Source organism: Paeniglutamicibacter gangotriensis Lz1y, assembly GCF_000348945.1.
GTDB classification, from domain to species: Bacteria; Actinomycetota; Actinomycetes; order Actinomycetales; family Micrococcaceae; genus Paeniglutamicibacter; species Paeniglutamicibacter gangotriensis.
This window is the reverse complement of sequence record NZ_AOCK01000002.1, coordinates 227,860-244,373: the sequence shown is the minus strand read 5'-3', so window position 1 is coordinate 244,373 and position 16,514 is coordinate 227,860. Positions and strand designations below refer to the sequence as shown.

Sequence of the window (16,514 nt, the reverse complement as noted above, 5' to 3'; positions counted from 1 at the left end):
CGGCGCCGGGTATCCGGGCACGGTGAAACTGGGCGTATAAGGCAGCTAGGCGTCGTTCTTGGAGCCCAGCGTGGTTTTGTTGATGAGCATCAGGAACTCGGCGTTCGAGGCGGTCTCGCGGATCTTGCCCGTGAGAGTCTCCAACGCCTGCTGGGTATCCAGGCCCGAGAGCACGCGGCGCAGACGCCACATGATGCGCACCTCGTCCGGCGAGAGCAGCTTCTCTTCGCGGCGGGTACCGGACTCGTTGACATCGACGGCCGGGAAGATGCGCTTGTCCGCAAGCTTGCGGGACAGGCGCAGTTCCATGTTGCCGGTGCCCTTGAACTCTTCGAAGATGACCTCGTCCATCTTGGACCCGGTCTCCACCAGCGCGGTGGCCAGAATCGTCAGCGAGCCGCCGTTTTCGATGTTGCGTGCAGCACCGAAGAAACGCTTGGGCGGGTACAGTGCCGAGGAATCGACACCACCGGAGAGAATCCGGCCGCTGGCCGGGGCGGCCAGGTTGTAGGCACGACCCAGGCGGGTCATCGAGTCCAGCAGGACCACGACGTCCATGCCCATTTCCACCAGGCGCTTGGCGCGCTCGATGGCCAGCTCGGCCACGGTGGTGTGGTCATCTGCCGGGCGGTCGAAGGTCGAGGCGATAACTTCGCCCTTCACCGTGCGCTGCATGTCGGTGACTTCTTCGGGACGTTCGTCCACGAGCACCATCATGAGGTGAACCTCGGGGTTATTGATGGTGATGGAGTTCGCGATGGACTGCAGGATCAGCGTCTTGCCGGCCTTCGGCGGCGAAACGATCAGGCCGCGCTGGCCCTTACCGATCGGGGCGACCAGGTCGATGACACGCGGTCCGATGAGCTTCGGATCCGTTTCCAGGCGCAGACGCTCGGTCGGATACAGCGGGGTCAGCTTGGAGAAGTCAACGCGGTTGACGTTTTCTTCGGTGGGCTTGCCGTTGATCGCGGTGAGCTTGACCAGGGCGTTGAACTTGGCACGCGAGTTGGGGTTCTCGTTCTCGCGTGGGGCGCGGATGGCGCCGACTACTGCATCGCCCTTGCGCAGGTTGTACTTCTTGACCTGGTTCAGGGTGACGTAGACGTCCGACGGGCCGGCGAGGTAGCCGGAGGTGCGGATGAATGCGTAGTTATCCAGGACGTCCAGGATTCCGGCTACCGGCAGCAGCACATCCGAGTCGCTGAACTCTGTGTCATCGACGTCCGGCTGGTTGCGGTTGCGGCCGCGACGGTTGTTCCGGTCGTTGCGATCGTTGTTCCGGTCGTTGCTCCGGTCGTTGGAGCGATCGTTGCCACGGTCATTGCGGTTCGCATTGCGTTCGCGGTTGCGCTCGTTGCGTTCGCGGTTGCGCTCACGACGGTTGGCGACACGGTCCTCGGAAGATTCGCGGGTGCGCTCTTCGGTACCGTTGTTGCGATCGTTGTTCCGGTCGTTCGAACGGTCGTTGTTGCGATCGTTTGAACGGTCGTTGTTGCGGTCATTCGAGCGATCATTGTTGCCATCGTTCGAGTTTGCCTCGACCGACTCAGCCTGCTCGCCCTGCTCGGAGGACTCGTTGCCGTTGTTGTTTTCGCGGCGGTTGCGGTTGCGGTCGCGACGGTTGCGGTTGCGCTCGTGGCGGTCACTGCGGTCGTTGCGATCGTTGCGGGAATCGGAGGAATCCTGGGCCGACTCGTTGGAATCGGTGGACTCGCTCGCGGTGTTCTCCTGGACCGGGGCGGCTTCCGCCGGTGCCTCGGTCGCCGAGGTACCGGCGGATTCGGCACGACGGTTGCGGGTGTTGCGACGCGGAGCACGTTCCTCGGCGGCTGGCGCCTCGGTGGTCTTGGCTTCGGTGGCCTGAGTCTCGGTGACCTTTGGCTCGACGGCTGCGGCCGGGGCGGCCTCGGCTGCCGGAGCAAGGGTTCCGGAGGACTCGGCGCGGCGGCTACGACGTGCCGGTGCAGTCTTCGTCTCTGCTGCGGGCGCCTCGGTAGCCTCTACTGCGAGCTTCGTTGCGGTCCTGGCCGGAGCCTTCGCAGCGGTCTTCGCCGGTGCCTTGGTGGCGGTCTTGGCCGGAGCCTTTGCCTCTGTTTTGGATGCTGCCTTGACCGGCGCCTTTGCCTCGGCCTTTGCTGCTGCATCGACCTTGGGCTCGGCCTTCGCCTTGGCATCACGGTCGGCCACAGAGCCACCGCGCTGGTGATTAGAAATCGCGGTCACAAGATCGTTCTTACGCATTCGCGAACCGCCGGTAATACCCAGCTGGGACGCAAGCACCTGCAATTGAGCAAGTTTCAGGCCGGCGAGTCCGCCGCCCTTGGGTGCGTTGTTTTCTTCCACGCCTGCACTGAGGCTGGTGGTTTCTGTCACGAAGGTTCCTTCCCCTCGTCGGGCGGATCGCATCAGAGAGATCCGCAACGTATGACTACTCCTTGTTTCCGCGTCAGATGCGGAAGAAGGTTCAACCGGACACCGTCTCGTAATCACGGGACGGATGCATCGGTCGTTCGTAAGACACACCAGAGGATCGAATCACCAACATGAGTTGACGGTTTCAATCGGATGGTGTGGGTGTGTCAGCTCGCCCAACGAAAATGGTTTGTGATATCAAGTCCCCCAAGATTCGCCCGTCACGGCGGGGAAAGGAATTGATGGCTGCACGAAACGCAGTGAACCAACCATTGGTAGCCGGATGGTTCTTTCCAGGCGGGTGCTAAAGCAAGTCTACTCTAACACCCGTTGGGGGTACAGACTCAATCCGGACACGCCAGAGGGGCTTCGGGTGTTGCGCAGAGAACGCGGAAATCGCTTCCGCCGCTTCCTGGGCGCGTTGCTGGCCTGCTGCCAACACCATTACCGTGGGCCCAGCGCCGGAAACCACCGCCGCGTGGCCGGCCGCGCGCAGGTGCGCGATCAGCTCGGCGGAAGCTTCCATCGCCGGAGCGCGGAATTCCTGGTGCAGGTGGTCCTCGGTTCCAAGCAGCAACAGCGACGGATCGTGGGCCAGGGCATGAATGAGCAGGCCGACCCGTCCTCCATTGGCCGCGGCAACTGCATGCGGCACGGTATCGGGCAGCAGCCCGCGCGCCATGGCGGTGGACAGCTCGATATCCGGGATGGCGATGACCGGGACGATGTCGCGGTGCAAAACTCCCTGGACGGTGCCGAACCCTGCCTCGGTGCACCAAGACAGCGTCAGCCCGCCGTAAACGGCCGGGGCAACATTATCCGGGTGGCCTTCCCAACGCGAGGCGGCCTGGAAGATTTCGTCCAGTCCCTGCTGTGCGGAGGCCGGCAGCAACGCATTGGCCGCGGCAAGTGCGCTGACCATGGCCGCGGCGCTGGAACCCATGCCTCGGCCGTGCGGAATATTGTTGGTGGCCTCGATGCGCAGGCCGGACGGGGCATAGCCCAGTTCCGCCCAGCGCTCCAAGATCGTCCGGGCAATCAGGTGCGACTCATCGGTGGGCAGCGTGTCGGCGCCCTCCCCGGTGATGTGCACGCTGACGCCCTCGGTGTCCAGGGTGTGCACCACCAAGGTGTCGCCGACGCCCAAGGCCAGACCCAGCACGTCGAAGCCGGGCCCCAGATTCGCACTGGTGGCCGGGACGTGCACGGCGATCGATTGTCCGGGCCGGATCTGGCCCCGCACGGTATTGGTATCCGCCATGAGGTTGTGCCGCGGCCTAGGCCAGGCCCAGCGCCGAGGCCACAGCCACGACGTCGAACTCGACCTTGGTCGGGGTAACGGGCTTGCCATCGGCGGTCTTCAGGGCCCAGTCCGGATCCTTCAGACCGTGACCAGTCACCGTGATGACGATCTTCTTGCCGGTCGGGACGTTGCCCGCGGCGTGGTGCTTGATCAGACCAGCAACGCCGGCCGCGGAGCCGGGCTCCACAAAGACACCCTCACGGGAGGAAAGCCAGCGGTGTGCCTCAAGGATCTCATCGTCGGTCACCGAGTCGATGAGCCCGCCGGAATCGTCGCGGGCCTCTTCGGCCTGCTTCCAGGAGGCGGGGTTGCCGATGCGAATGGCGGTGGCGATGGTGTCCGGTTCGGTCACCGGGTGGCCCAGCACGATGGGTGCTGCCCCGGCAGCCTGGAAGCCCCACATGATCGGAGTCTTGGTGGATACCGGAGCGAGCTTCTCGCCTGCCTGGTTGGTGTACTCGGAGGAGTACTCCTGGTAGCCCTTCCAGTAGGCGGTGATGTTGCCCGCGTTGCCCACCGGCAGCACATGGTAATCGGGGGCGTCGCCCAGGAAATCGACGACTTCGAAGGCCCCGGTCTTCTGCCCCTCGATACGTGCCGGGTTCACGGAGTTCACCAGGAACACCGGGTAGTTTTCGCTCAGCTTGCGGGCCACCTCGAGGCAGTTGTCGAAGTTGCCGTCGATCTGGATGATGTCCGCACCGTGCGCGATGGCCTGGGACATCTTGCCCATGGAGATCTTGCCGTCCGGAACCAACACCGCGCATTTGAGGCCGGCCTGGGTGGCGTAGGCGGCAGCAGAGGCGGAGGTGTTGCCGGTGGAGGCACACACCACTGCCTGGGCTCCGGCAGCTACAGCTGCGGTCATCGCCATGGTCATGCCGCGGTCCTTGAAGGACCCGGTCGGGTTCATGCCCTCGACCTTGAGGTAGACCTCACAGCCGGTGAGCTCACTGAGAGCCGGGGCGAAGACCAACGGTGTACCACCCTCGCCGAGGGTGATGACCCGGGTGTTCTCGTCAACGGGCAGGCGGTCGGCATATTCGCGGATGACTCCGCGCCACTGGTGGGCCACTTAGTTTCCTTCTACTCGCAGGACGGAGGTTATTTCTTGGACTGCAGCCAATTCGGAGATGGTCTTCACGGTGGCGGCAAGCGCCGCTTCGGTGGAACGGTGGGTGACTATGCGTAGTTCGGCTACCCCGTCCTCGGTTTCCGACAGGCCGCCTTGGAGCAGCGTCTCAATCGAGACCCCGTGATGGGCGACGATCTCGGTGATCGAAGCGAGCACTCCGGGTTCGTCGGAGACGCTCAGGCTGATCCAGTAGCTGGTGGCGATGTCGGCAAAGTCCATGACCTTGGCGGGCTGCTGCAAGGCGATGGCCGGGAGCGGGCCTCCGGTCACCAAGCGGCGGGCCACCGCGACGGTGTCGCCCAGCACGGCGGAGGCGGTGGGGGCTCCCCCGGCTCCTGCCCCGTAGAACATCAGTTCGCCGGCATTCTCCGCCTCGACGAAGATCGCGTTGAAGGCTCCGTGAACTGCTGCCAGCGGATGGGTGCGGCGCAGCAGCGTCGGGTGCACACGCACACCAATTCCGTTGACGCCACGTTCGGCGATGGCCAGCAGCTTGATGACCATGCCGGCATCCTTGGCCGCTGCAACGTCCTCCGCGGTGATCTTGGTGATCCCCTCGCAATGCACGTCGGCCAGGTCGAAGTCGGTTTGGAAGGCCAGCGAGGCCAGGATCGCGGCCTTGGCCGCGGCGTCATGCCCCTGCACATCTGCTGTGGGATCCGCCTCGGCGTAGCCCAGCTCCTGGGCTTCGGCCAACATGTCGGCGAAGGCTGCACCGGTGGTGTCCATCGCGTCGAGGATGAAGTTGGTGGTTCCGTTGACGATGCCCATGACCTTGGTGATGGTATCCCCGGAGAGGGAATCGTAGATCGGGCGAAGGATCGGGATGGCGCCTGCCACCGCTGCCTCGTAGCGCAGCTGAGCACCGGATTCAAAAGCCAGGACGTTGAATTCCGGCCCTTGGGCGGCCAACAGGGCCTTATTTCCGGTGATGACCGAGGCACCGCGGGACAGCGCCCGGCGGATCAGCGAACTAGCGGGTTCCATCCCGCCGAGCAGTTCGATGACGATATCTGCTTGGTCGACCAAGGCCTCTGCATCGGTGGTGAAAAGCCCCTCTGGGATCACTACGGCGCGCTTGGTTGCGGTGTTGCGCACCGCGATGCCAACAAGTTCAAGCTTCGCACCGGACCGTTCGGCCAGCATCTCCGCGTCTTCGAGCAGGATCCGGGCCACCTGGGCGCCGACGTTTCCGCAGCCCAACAAGGCCACCTTAAGTGTCTTCACGTGTATTTCTATGCTCCCAAATCGCGGGCCAAAAGATCAGCTTCCGTCTCCCTGCGGATAATGGCGCGGGCCGCGCCATTACGCACCGCCACCACGGCCGGGCGCCCTAGGTAGTTGTAGTTGCTGGCCAATGCCCAGCAGTACGCCCCGGTGCCAGGAACGGCCAAGAGGTCACCGGCGGCAACATCCTCGGGCAGGTAAACGTCTCGTACGACTATGTCACCGGATTCGCAGTGTTTACCAACCACACGGGAAACAATCGGTTCACTTTCCGTCACACGCGAAGCAAGCACCGCGGTGTAGTCGGCATCGTAAAGCACCGGCCGGGCGTTATCGCTCATGCCACCGTCAACCGAGACGTAGCGACGCGGGGACAGTGTGCCGTCCTCGGCCTGGACCTGTACGGTCTTGCGCACCCCCGTCTCATACAAGGTGAAGGTCGAGGTGCCGGCGATCGCACGGCCAGGTTCGATGGAGATCCGCGGGATGGAAATGCCCAGTTCGCGAGCCGTGGCAGCGACGACATCGGCCATCGCGGCAGCCAGCACCGCTGGTTCACGCGGGGTATCTGCCTCGGTGTAGGCGATGCCGTAGCCGCCGCCCAAATCAAGCTCGGGCAGTTCGACACCGTGCTTGTTCTTGATCTCCGCTTGAAAACTAAGCAGCTTGCGCGCGGCCAGTTCGAAGCCTTCGGCCTCGAAGATCTGCGAGCCGATGTGGGCGTGCAAGCCCAACAGGTTCAATTCCGGGTGGGTCAGGGCATAGCTGACCGCCGCGGCCGCCGGGGAGGGTTCTTCGCCCAGCTCAATCATCGACAGACCAAACTTCTGGTCCTCGTGCGCTGTGGCGATGAACTCGTGGGTGCTGGCGTGGACCCCGGGGGTCAGCCGCAGCATCACATTGGCGCGTTTGCCGGTTTCGCGGGCCAGCAGCGCCACCCGCTCGAGTTCGTCGAGGGAGTCCACAACAATGCGGCCCAGGTCGATCTCTAGGGCGGTACGGATTTCGTCGACGGACTTGTTGTTCCCGTGCAGCGACAGGTTGGCTGCCGGCACACCGGCCACGCGAGCGACGGCCATTTCCCCGCCGGAACAGGTGTCTAGGCGCAGGCCCTCGGCGGTGACCCAGCGGGCGACCTCGGTGCTCAAGAACGCCTTGCCGGCGTAGTAGACATCGACCCCGCCGCAGAGATCGGCAAAGGCCGCGTCGAATGCCTGCTTGAAGCCACGGGCCCGGGCCCGGAAGTCATCTTCGTCAAGCACGAACAGCGGGGTGCCGAATTCCTTGGCCAGCTCGGCGACGCCGATGCCCTGGACGGCGAGTTCGCCGTTCCCGGTGCGGGCGACACCGCCGGCCCATTCGATGGGACGCAGCGCGTTGGCATCTTCCGGATAGGAGAGCCAGGCGGGCGCCAGTGGTGAAATGCTCATGGTTCTTCCTTACATCTTTTCCGGCGCGGAGACGCCCAGCAGGTCAAGCCCGTTGGCCAGGACCTGGGTGGTGGCGTCGTTGAGCCAGAGTCGGGTGCGGTGAATCGGCTCGATGGCCCCTTCGCCGATGGGAGTCACGCGGCAGGCCGCGTACCAGGAGTGGTAGGCGCCGGCCAGCAGCTCGATATGTCGGGCGATGCGGTGCGGTTCGCGGTGCGTGGCGGATTTCGCCACGATCGAGGGGAACTGCCCCAGGGCTGCGAGCAGATCGTTTTCGGTCTCATGGGTGAGCAACGTCGCATCGAAGTCGGTACGCTCCACGCCCTTCTCCACGGCGTTGCGGGAGGCGGCGCGGGAACGTGCGTGAGCGTACTGGACGTAGAACACCGGGTTGTCGTTGGTGTTCTTCTTGAGCTGTTCCGGGTCGATGGTCATCGGCGAATCGGCCGGGTAACGGCCCAGCGAGTAGCGCAGAGCGTCGGCGCCAAGCCAGTTGATCAAGTCGCGCAGCTCGATGATATTGCCGGCGCGCTTGGACAGCCGGGCACCGTTCACGGAGATCAGCTGCCCGATCAGCACCTCGATGTTCTTTTCCTTGTCGTCCCCTGCGCAGGCGGCGATGGCCTTGAGGCGGTTAACGTAGCCGTGGTGGTCCGCGCCGAGCAGGTAGATCTTCTCGGTGAAGCCACGGTCCTTCTTGGAGAGGTAGTACGCTGCGTCGGCGGCGAAGTAGGTCGGTTCCCCGTTGGCGCGGATCAGCACGCGGTCCTTGTCGTCCCCGAAGTCGGTGGTGCGCAGCCAGACCGCCCCATCGGTGTCATCGATGTGGCCCTGCTCGCGCAGGCGGGCCACTGCGTCTTCGACGGCTCCGCCGGAGTGCAGCTCCTGCTCGGAGAAGAACACATCGAATTCGACGCCGAAGTCGTTCAGCGTCTCCTTGATGTCAGCCATCTGGGCCGTGTAGGCGGCCTTGCGCACGATCGGCAGTGCCGCGTCCTGGGTGAGGGTGCGGATATCGGGGTGAGCGGCGGCAACAACATCGGCCAGGTCCTGGATGTACCCACCCGGGTAGCCTCCCTCTGGGACCGGAAGCCCGTGCAAGCGGTTGTAGACCGACAGGGCAAAGATATTCATCTGGTTGCCGGCGTCGTTGATGTAGTACTCGGAAGTGACCGACGCGCCGCTGGCCTTGAGCACGCGGGCGATCGAATCACCCAGTGCGGCCCACCGGGTGTGACCGATGTGCAGCGGACCGGTGGGGTTCGCCGAGACGAACTCCATGTTGATCTCGTGTCCGGCTAATGCCTCGTTGGTGCCGTAGGCGGCACCCGTCTCGACAATGGTCTTGGCCAGTTCTCCGGCGGCACCTGCCTCGAGGGTGATGTTCAGGAAGCCGGGTCCAGCGATCTCGACCTTCTTCACCCCGTCGATCTCGGCCAGGCGGGTCGCAAGGATCTGGGCGAAGTCGCGGGGGTTCATCCCCGCCTTCTTACCCAGCTGAAGGGCGATGTTGGTGGCCCAATCCCCGTGTTCGCGACTCTTCGGTCGCTCTACCCGCACATTCGCAGGTACGTCAACGGAAATTTGCCCCGCGTCGAGTGCGTCGCGGAGGCAGGCGGAAATGGCTGTGGAGAGTTCTTCAGGAGTCACCTCACAAGGATAACCGGGGGTGGGAGCGTCCTTTGTCGTTATGACGGCGCGGCGTCGCACACATCGATCACCCCTGCCACACAGGCTTCCTCCGTGGAGGCGTCAATTTGTCATTCCGGGCCCGACACCTGCTAAGCTCATCTACGTTCCCAGCAGGAAAAAGATCTTTACTTCACCACATTTCCTGCCAATTGCCCTCGTAGCTCAGGGGATAGAGCGTCCGCCTCCGAAGCGGAAGGTCGCGGGTTCAAATCCCGCCGAGGGCACCATGTAAAAGTCGCTATTTCCAGGTTCAACCCGGAAATAGCGACTTTTTGTCTTCTGCAGCTTCCGCCCGCTCCCCTGGGTCGTATTTGCTGCCGCCCATGACTCGGCCACGACCGGCCTCACAGACGGCGGCAAACATTCTCCTGAAACTTCTTTTGTCCAGGTGTCGATTTTGCGGTCCTTCGTTCGACGTAATGAGTGAAGGACGTTTTTTGCGCTCCTTCCAGACCTCGAGGAGAACACCATGAAATTCATGTTGATCATGCGCTCGAGCGCAGCTGCGAAGGAAGCTTACGAAAACGCCGACTTCGCGGAAATCATCAGTGCAATGGGCGCCTACAACGGGTCGCTCCTCAAGGCCGGCGTGCTGCTGGCCGGCGAGGGACTAGCCGACGACCTCGAGGACGCCTTCGTCATCGATTTCTCGGAGGAAACACCGATCGTCACCGACGGCCCATACGGTGAAGTCCACGAACTGTTCAACGGTTTCTGTGTCCTGCAGGTCTCCAGCAAGGAGGAAGCCGTGCAATGGGCCAGTCGGGCACCGTTGGGTGCCGGCTCCAAGCTCGAGGTCCGTCGTGTCACCGAGATGGCCGATTTTGCGGAATTCGCCGACAACGAATACCTCAAAAAGGAGGAAACCTGGCGCGAAGAAGTGGGACAGCCCTGAGCCAGACACCCCCAGGAAGGTAATCCGTGCCCGATACCCAACGCACCCTCGACGCACTCTGGCGCGTCGAGGGTGCACGGATTGTGGCCTCGCTGGCCAGGCTGACCGGTGGTGTGGGGACCGCAGAAGACCTCGCGCAGGAAGCACTGGCCGATGCCTTGGCACAATGGCCACTCGAGGGTATCCCCAGAAATCCCACTGCTTGGATCACCGCTGTGGCCAAACGTAAATCCATCGACCTGTGGCGCCCCAACGCTGCGGGTGGTCAGCGGATTGCGGACCGAAGAAATCGCGCGAATGATGATGGTACCGGTGGCCACCATCCAGCAGCGGATCGTGCGCGCGAAAAAGACACTGGCCGCGGCCCGAATACCGTTTGAGACACCCGAGCCGCAAGACTGGGGCGAACGCCTCTCCACGGTCCTTGCCGTCGTTTACCTCGTATTCACCGAGGGATATGCGGCCTCCAACGGTGGGGAATTGATCCGCCGCGATCTCGCACACGAGGCACTGTGGCTGGGCCGGGTGCTGGCCGGGCGGCTCCCCCGGGAACCCGAGGCGCATGGGCTTATCGCCCTGATGAAGATGCAGGCTTCGCGGTTCGCTGCCAGAATCTCGCGCGACGGCAGCCCGATCCTGTTGGCTGACCAGGACCGCACCCGTTGGGATTACGCCCAGATCAGTCGGGGGCTGGCGGCATTGGAGCGTGCCAACGCGATGGGCCACGGCAGGGGCTTCTACGGGCTTCAGGCGGCCATCGCCGCCTGCCATTGTGTGGCGCCCAGCGTTGCGGAAACCAATTGGGAACGTATCGTGCAGCTCTACGGGCCTTGTGCCGATTGGCTCCGGGGCCTGTGGTGGAGCTGAACCGGACCGTCGCGGTTTCCATGGCTCAGGGGCCGGAGACGGGACGGCAGCTGGTCGAGGACCTCGTTCGGCAGGGGGCGTTGGCAGGATCGCATCTGGTGCCGGGGTCCGCGGAGAACTGTTGGCCAGGTTGGGGCGAGGGAAGGAAGCAGCCACGGAATTTCGGGTCGCACGCGACCTGGCGGGAAACACACGCCTGGGTGCCGTCTTTGAGGCCAAGGCCGTGGCGGCGTGGAACGAGGTTCCGCAAGATTAAGGCAGCCCCCGTGGTGACGGCGAATCTCCACGGGGGCCTAACCGCGGATCCTTTGAGAAAAGGTTCTTTGGCTACCCATGACCCTACAGTCAGGGGCCCTTCCGCCACCAATCGAACGCACGTGTGATGCCCCACAGAGCCTAGTCCGCGAGCGGGCACGCGCTCAGCGACCGATGCAGTTCTCATAGGAGTAGACAACGATCTGCACCCTGTCGCGCAGCGAAAGCTTGCGCAGGATCGCCCCAATGTGGGTTTTCACCGTCGACTCGCTCAGGAACAGCTTCGAGGAGATCTCCTGGTTGGTCAGTCCCAGCGCCACTGCATTGAACACCTCGCGTTCCCGTTCGGTCAGCTCCAAGTATTGACCGGGCAGCTCAGGGGTGGAAACAGGTTCGTCACGCAGCAGCGCCGCCAACGATTGCGGGGCGATCACCGCACTGCCGCCATGCACAGCACGGATCGACTCGCAGACGAATTCCGGGGTGCTGTCCTTGAGGATGAAGCCGCTGGCCCCGTGTCTGATGGCTGTTGCTGCGTGCTCGTCCCAGTCGAAGGTGGTCAGCATGATGACCTTCGGTCTAGCGCCCATGTTCACCTCGCCGTCGCCGAAGATCCTGCGGGTGGCTTCGACACCGTCCATGGGTGACATCTGCACGTCCATCAGCACCACGTCGGGGCCGTGCGTGCAGATCTGGGCCAGCGCCTCGGTTCCGTCGGCAGCCTGGGCGATGACCTCCATATCGGGCTGGGCACCGATGATCACCGCGAGGCCGGAGCGGAAGAGTTGCTGGTCATCGACCAATGCCACACGGATCCTGGGGTGGGTCAACTTCTCATCCATTCGGTGGTGATCGGAAATGTCGCGGCAATCGTGAACCGGTCGGGGGCACCGGCGGTGCCGTCCTCGGTGTCGATGCTCAGGGTTCCGGTGAGGCTGGCCAGGCGCTGGCGCATGCCCACAATTCCCGTTCCGCTACGTCCGGTGTCCTGTGCCGCATCAAAGTAGTTTGTCACGCTCAGCGTGTAGCTGGTGGCACCCCAATAGTGCTGCACATAAATCGGGGTGCTGGGGCAGCCGTGGTGCAGGGCATTGGCGAGCATCTCCTGGATGATCCGGCGGGTAGCCGGAACCAGCTCGGCAGGCAGCGGCACCGGATCGCCCAGGGTTTCCTCGCTGACCGCGTACCCGGCACCGCGCACATTGTGCAGAATCGCCGACAGCTGGCTGGCGTCCGGGAGCACCAGACCCAGTTGCGCGGTCTGTAACGCCGTGGACTGGGCTGTCGGCGGGGCCGAAAAACTGGCTGCAAGACGCGCCGCGGGCGGGGCTTCGGCGGTTTGCGAGAGCACCTGGCGCACCTCACCCAGGGACCTGCGGGCCGCATCGGCGATGGTGCCGGTGGTCTCACGAATCCGGAGAACGTCGGTATCGGGGATAAACCGGATGGAGTCGGCCTGCGCGATGATCACCGCCAGCGAATGGCCCACCACGTCGTGCACGTCGCGGGCCAGCGCAGCATTCTCGGTGCGCAGCCGGACGAGTTCCAGGGCATTGTCCGCCTCCTCGCGGGCCTGGGCAGAACCGCGTTCGGCGGTTTGTTTGCCGGCGAATAGACGCACCAGCAACCCCAACAGCCACGGCAAGGTCATCACGGCGGTGACCACCACAAAAATCGCGATCAACTGGTTGTTGACCGGCCAGGCGTTGGATTCCATGGCCGCGAACAGCGGCACGGACACCCAGGACCCAACCCTGGCGATGTAAAAGGTGCCCAGCACCGACCCGACGGCGATCGAGAGACCTGCCATGAAAACCCACAGCCTATTCCCGTAGCGGGCGACCATGCCCACCACGTACAGGACTGCGAGTTGGGACATGTCGACGTCGAATCCGGAGAGCATCTGCAGCAAGGTGCCGACCCAGATGAGTGTCAGGGCCACCCCCGGCAGGACCCGGGCACAGCCAATGGCCGCGGCTCCGGCCAAGACGAAGTACGCGGTGTCCCCCAGGTAGCTGCCCGAGACCCGTGCCATGAACAGGAACTCGTGGCTCAGCACCACCACCGCTAAGAAGAGCACCACCGCGGTCACATCCGAACGCCATCCCCAGCGTCCGCGCCAGGGGAACGGTTCCGGCTCGCCCGCCCGCTCGCTCACGCGAGGGGCTTCAGGAGCCGTGTGGTCCCGCGACGAGGAGGGACCCGAACCGCCAATTGACGACAAACGCAAGTGTGCATGGTTCCCACGTTAGTCGGCCCCGGTCCCCAACAACTCACCCGCAGGTACCGCACGGCTCCGACGTAGGTACCGTTTCACGCCCCGAAGTTTCAACCCGTCGCCCGATGTGCGACCCGGTGCTCTGCGGGAAGACTTGAGTCATGATGAGTTTCCCCTCGCAACTTCCACCCTCGCCCGTGGCCCGGACCATCCGATGGGCGGCAGCACTGACCGGCCTGGTCATGCTCATCGCCTCGATCCTCGGGATCGTCTTTGCGCTCACCCCGGCCGCAGGGACCGGCCCCGATACGATGGCGGCGGATACCGCGCTTGCCCAGGCCCGGCAGCCGGGCAACGCCCACGCCAACGGCAAGATCCCGATGGATCAGCTGGTACAGGTACGCCTCGGGCGCTTCCTGGTCCCCGAGGCCGCCTCGGCGTTCACCGCCCTGTCGCAGGCGATGGCCCGGGCTGGGCACGCGGTGCAGGTGAATTCCGCCTACCGCACCTTGGCCGAGCAGGAGGGCCTGGTCAAGCGCCATGGCCTGCTTGCCCACGGCGGCACCGCGGCCCCCGTGGGCACCAGCGAGCATGGGCTGGGCATCAGCCTCGACATGACGCTGGACGGTGCGGCGTTGGACTGGATGTTCTCCAACGCCGGCGCGTTCGGATTCAGCAACACCGTGGCCGGAGAGCCCTGGCACTGGACCTACACCGGTGAAGGCTAGGAGCGCCAGAGCACGTGGTGCTCGCGATATTCGGCAGCCCGCGCCGCGGCGATCCGGGTGATGAGCTCCAGCGGCAGCGGGTCATCGTGCGGCAATTGGATCGAGCCCTTGCCCGTGGTGAATCCAGCCAGGTCCCCGGCCTCGGCGAGCGCCGCACGCGAGCTCAGAGTCGTATAGAGGTTGATGTGCCTGGTGTATGCCGCGTAGGAGATAAGGATCGTTGTATCAACGAAGGCCGGCTGTCCCCACTTGATCTCCACCCGTGCCTCGGGCAGCGCCCGGGCCAAGGCGCCGTGTAACGCCGCGACCCGATCGGCCAGTTCGGCGGGCACCTTGCCCAAGTATTCCTCGAGGGTGGTTCCCTTGATCGTCGCCACGGGGGCTCCCTGCTTTCTGTCGACCAGCGGCTGTCGGTTGCTGGTGTGCAGCATCGGTGCCGGTGGGCGTCACGGCGAGAGGTTCCCCAAGGTGCGGCAGCTGCGTCCACCGCCCATGGTGCCCGCCCCTGCGCGCGCTGACTCGTGCCCCCGAAGCAGAAAGCTGGTCGCTGCACACCGGTGCCCGCCGACGCGACAGGCTCTGCGGTACACGCTGTCCCCGATGGAACCGCCGATCGACTAGCGTACAAAGGAAACATCTTCAACTAATTCGGGGGAAACACCTACATGTTTACTGCTGCCTGGTGGTGGGCGAGCGCCCTGGTGGTCATAGACCTGGCCATTCGCGTACTGGCCATCATCTTCGTGCCACGCAACCGCAAGCCCACCTCGGGCATGGCCTGGCTGCTGGCGATCTTCTTGATCCCCTACGCCGGGGTGCTCGCCTTCCTGCTCATCGGTTCCCCCAAGCTGCCGCGCAAGCGCCGTGAGGTGCAGCAGGAAATCACCGAGTTCATGCGTTCGGTTTCCGCCGAGGAGCGGCTGGAGCAAACCCACGAAGGGAACCCGGCCTGGTTCAATTCGCTGGTGGACATGAATAGCACCTATGGCGGGCTGCCAATGCTTGCAGGGAACTCCGGGCGGCTGCTGGGCGACTATGCCGGGACCATCAAAACGATGGCAGACGCCGTGGATGCTGCCACCAACTACGTCCACGTGCAGTTCTACATCCTGAGCTCCGATGAAAGCACCAAGGTGTTCTTCGCGGCCCTGGAACGGGCCGTTGCCCGCGGGGTGCACGTGAACGTGATGATGGACCACTGGGCCTCGCGCGGCAAGCCTTACTACGCCCACACCAAGGACCGGTTGGAAGCCATGGGGGCCAGTTGGACTCTGATGCTCCCGTTGCAACCGCTCAAGGGCAAGTTCCAGCGCCCCGACCTGCGCAACCACCGCAAGATCCTGGTCATCGACGGGACCGTGGGCTACATGGGATCGCTGAATATGATCTCGCGGGACTACAACGTGAGCAAGAACATCAAGCGTGGCCTGTTGTGGAAGGAACTGGTCGTAGAGTTGCGCGGACCGGGCGTGGCGGCCCTGGATGCTGTGTTCATCTCCGACTGGTACTCCGAGACCGGGGAAGTCATCATCGAGGGTGTTCGCCGGGAAGAAATGGTCACCAACGACGCCTCGCTGGCGCGTCTGAGCGACGCGTTGATCGACCACCAGGCCGAAGAAGGGACCATGCTCACCCAGGTGGTGCCCTCGGGCCCGGGGTTCGAACGCGAAAACAACTTGCGCCTCTTCCTGGGGCTGATCCACGCGGCGCAAAAGCGCATTGTGATCACCTCCCCATACTTCGTGCCCGACGAGTCGCTGATGTATGCGGTCACCTCGGCGGTGGCCCGCGGGGTCCCGGTGGATTTGTTTGTCTCCGAAATCGGTGACCAGGCGCTGGTCTATCACGCACAGCGTTCCTACTACGAGCAGCTGCTGCGCGCCGGGGTGAACATCTACCTCTACCCGGCCCCCTACATCCTGCACGCCAAGCACTTCACCATCGACGACGAGACGGCGCTGATCGGCTCAAGCAACATGGACATGCGCTCGTTCGGGCTGAACATGGAGGTCTCGATGTTGGTGCGCGATGCCGACTTTGTGGCGCAGATGCGTGCGGTTGAGGACGAGTACCGCGAGGTCAGCAGACTGTTGACTCTGGAGGAATGGTTGAAGCAGCCCTTGCGCTCCACGGTGCTGGATAACCTGGCTAGGCTCACCTCGGCCCTGCAGTAGCCACCGCCGTGCCCCTCATGTGCCTCGACAGCGCACTTCCACCCCCTGTCATGACGGGGAACACTGCGCGTCAATCTGGCCCGTGCCATCTAGCCTCGATTTTTCATCGACTAGCAGCAGGCCGTTGATTCCGTAATTTTTCCGGGATCGGCGGCCCACGTGGCTTTAGGCCCTATCA

At 64.0% G+C, this 16,514-nt stretch carries 12 protein-coding genes, 1 tRNA gene and 1 pseudogene; 5 read left to right on the top strand and 9 right to left on the bottom strand.

Annotated elements, in window-relative coordinates; genetic code table 11:
• Nucleotides 1-45: 45 nt before the first annotated feature.
• The 6 genes from rho to argS form a co-directional block, all read right to left on the bottom strand.
• Nucleotides 46-2,373, bottom strand: a complete 2,328-nt coding sequence (gene rho, locus ADIAG_RS04100) for a transcription termination factor Rho (RefSeq protein WP_043473276.1) — start codon at nucleotides 2,371-2,373, stop codon at nucleotides 46-48.
• Between the two features lie 343 nt (nucleotides 2,374-2,716).
• Complete coding sequence (thrB, locus tag ADIAG_RS04095; protein ID WP_007270045.1) at nucleotides 2,717-3,673, bottom strand: homoserine kinase; 957 nt, start codon at nucleotides 3,671-3,673, stop codon at nucleotides 2,717-2,719.
• Nucleotides 3,674-3,689: 16 nt separating this feature from the next.
• The gene (thrC, locus tag ADIAG_RS04090) at nucleotides 3,690-4,790 is read right to left on the bottom strand and encodes a threonine synthase (RefSeq protein ID WP_007270044.1); all 1,101 of its coding nucleotides are present in this window, start codon (nucleotides 4,788-4,790) and stop codon (nucleotides 3,690-3,692) included.
• Nucleotides 4,791-6,077 (bottom strand): homoserine dehydrogenase, encoded by a 1,287-nt coding sequence (locus ADIAG_RS04085; protein WP_007270043.1) that lies wholly within the window; start codon nucleotides 6,075-6,077, stop codon nucleotides 4,791-4,793.
• Nucleotides 6,078-6,085: 8 nt separating this feature from the next.
• On the bottom strand, nucleotides 6,086-7,507 hold the full coding sequence (lysA, locus tag ADIAG_RS04080; protein ID WP_007270042.1) for a diaminopimelate decarboxylase: 1,422 nt from the start codon (nucleotides 7,505-7,507) through the stop codon (nucleotides 6,086-6,088).
• 9 nt (nucleotides 7,508-7,516) lie between these two features.
• On the bottom strand, nucleotides 7,517-9,157 hold the full coding sequence (gene argS, locus ADIAG_RS04075; RefSeq protein WP_043473273.1) for an arginine--tRNA ligase: 1,641 nt from the start codon (nucleotides 9,155-9,157) through the stop codon (nucleotides 7,517-7,519).
• Between the two features lie 193 nt (nucleotides 9,158-9,350).
• Here argS and ADIAG_RS04070 point away from each other — a divergent pair.
• From ADIAG_RS04070 to ADIAG_RS04060, 3 genes and pseudogenes are all read left to right on the top strand, one after another.
• Nucleotides 9,351-9,426 (top strand) — tRNA-Arg (locus ADIAG_RS04070).
• 242 nt (nucleotides 9,427-9,668) lie between these two features.
• A complete protein-coding gene (locus ADIAG_RS04065; protein WP_007270040.1) occupies nucleotides 9,669-10,094 on the top strand; it encodes a YciI family protein in 426 nt (141 codons plus the stop codon).
• A gap of 26 nt (nucleotides 10,095-10,120) precedes the next feature.
• Nucleotides 10,121-11,217: pseudogene (locus ADIAG_RS04060) on the top strand (RNA polymerase sigma factor).
• Nucleotides 11,218-11,380: 163 nt separating this feature from the next.
• Here ADIAG_RS04060 and ADIAG_RS04055 read toward each other — a convergent pair.
• Entirely contained in the window at nucleotides 11,381-12,058 is a 678-nt protein-coding gene (locus ADIAG_RS04055; RefSeq protein ID WP_007270038.1) for a response regulator, read from the bottom strand.
• Nucleotides 12,043-13,374 carry a sensor histidine kinase gene (locus tag ADIAG_RS04050; RefSeq protein ID WP_007270037.1) on the bottom strand — a complete coding sequence of 444 codons (1,332 nt, stop codon included), beginning with the start codon at nucleotides 13,372-13,374 and terminating at the stop codon, nucleotides 12,043-12,045. The genes ADIAG_RS04055 and ADIAG_RS04050 overlap by 16 nt, the downstream gene beginning before the upstream one ends.
• 221 nt (nucleotides 13,375-13,595) lie before the next feature.
• Here ADIAG_RS04050 and ADIAG_RS04045 point away from each other — a divergent pair, with 221 nt between their 5' ends.
• Entirely contained in the window at nucleotides 13,596-14,162 is a 567-nt protein-coding gene (locus tag ADIAG_RS04045) for a M15 family metallopeptidase (RefSeq protein WP_083873907.1), read from the top strand.
• On the opposite strand, the gene ADIAG_RS04040 is transcribed toward ADIAG_RS04045, so the two are convergent.
• Nucleotides 14,159-14,539, bottom strand: coding sequence for an iron chaperone (locus tag ADIAG_RS04040; RefSeq protein ID WP_161623933.1), 381 nt, complete (start codon nucleotides 14,537-14,539; stop codon nucleotides 14,159-14,161). The two genes, ADIAG_RS04045 and ADIAG_RS04040, sit on opposite strands and share 4 nt — an antisense overlap.
• A 288-nt stretch (nucleotides 14,540-14,827) precedes the next feature.
• Between ADIAG_RS04040 and cls the strand changes: the two genes are divergently transcribed.
• Entirely contained in the window at nucleotides 14,828-16,336 is a 1,509-nt protein-coding gene (gene cls, locus ADIAG_RS04035) for a cardiolipin synthase (RefSeq protein WP_007270034.1), read from the top strand.
• Nucleotides 16,337-16,514: the final 178 nt, after the last annotated feature.

Excerpts from the sequence above, each read along its gene's own strand:
- thrB (WP_007270045.1), bottom strand. The coding sequence starts at position 3,673 with ATGGCGGATACCAATACCGTGCGGGGCCAGATCCGGCCCGGACAATCG.
- lysA (WP_007270042.1), bottom strand. The coding sequence starts at position 7,507 with ATGAGCATTTCACCACTGGCGCCCGCCTGGCTCTCCTATCCGGAAGAT.
- ADIAG_RS04065 (WP_007270040.1), top strand. The coding sequence starts at position 9,669 with ATGAAATTCATGTTGATCATGCGCTCGAGCGCAGCTGCGAAGGAAGCT.
- ADIAG_RS04055 (WP_007270038.1), bottom strand. The coding sequence starts at position 12,058 with ATGGATGAGAAGTTGACCCACCCCAGGATCCGTGTGGCATTGGTCGAT.
- ADIAG_RS04045 (WP_083873907.1), top strand. The coding sequence starts at position 13,596 with ATGATGAGTTTCCCCTCGCAACTTCCACCCTCGCCCGTGGCCCGGACC.
- cls (WP_007270034.1), top strand. The coding sequence starts at position 14,828 with ATGTTTACTGCTGCCTGGTGGTGGGCGAGCGCCCTGGTGGTCATAGAC.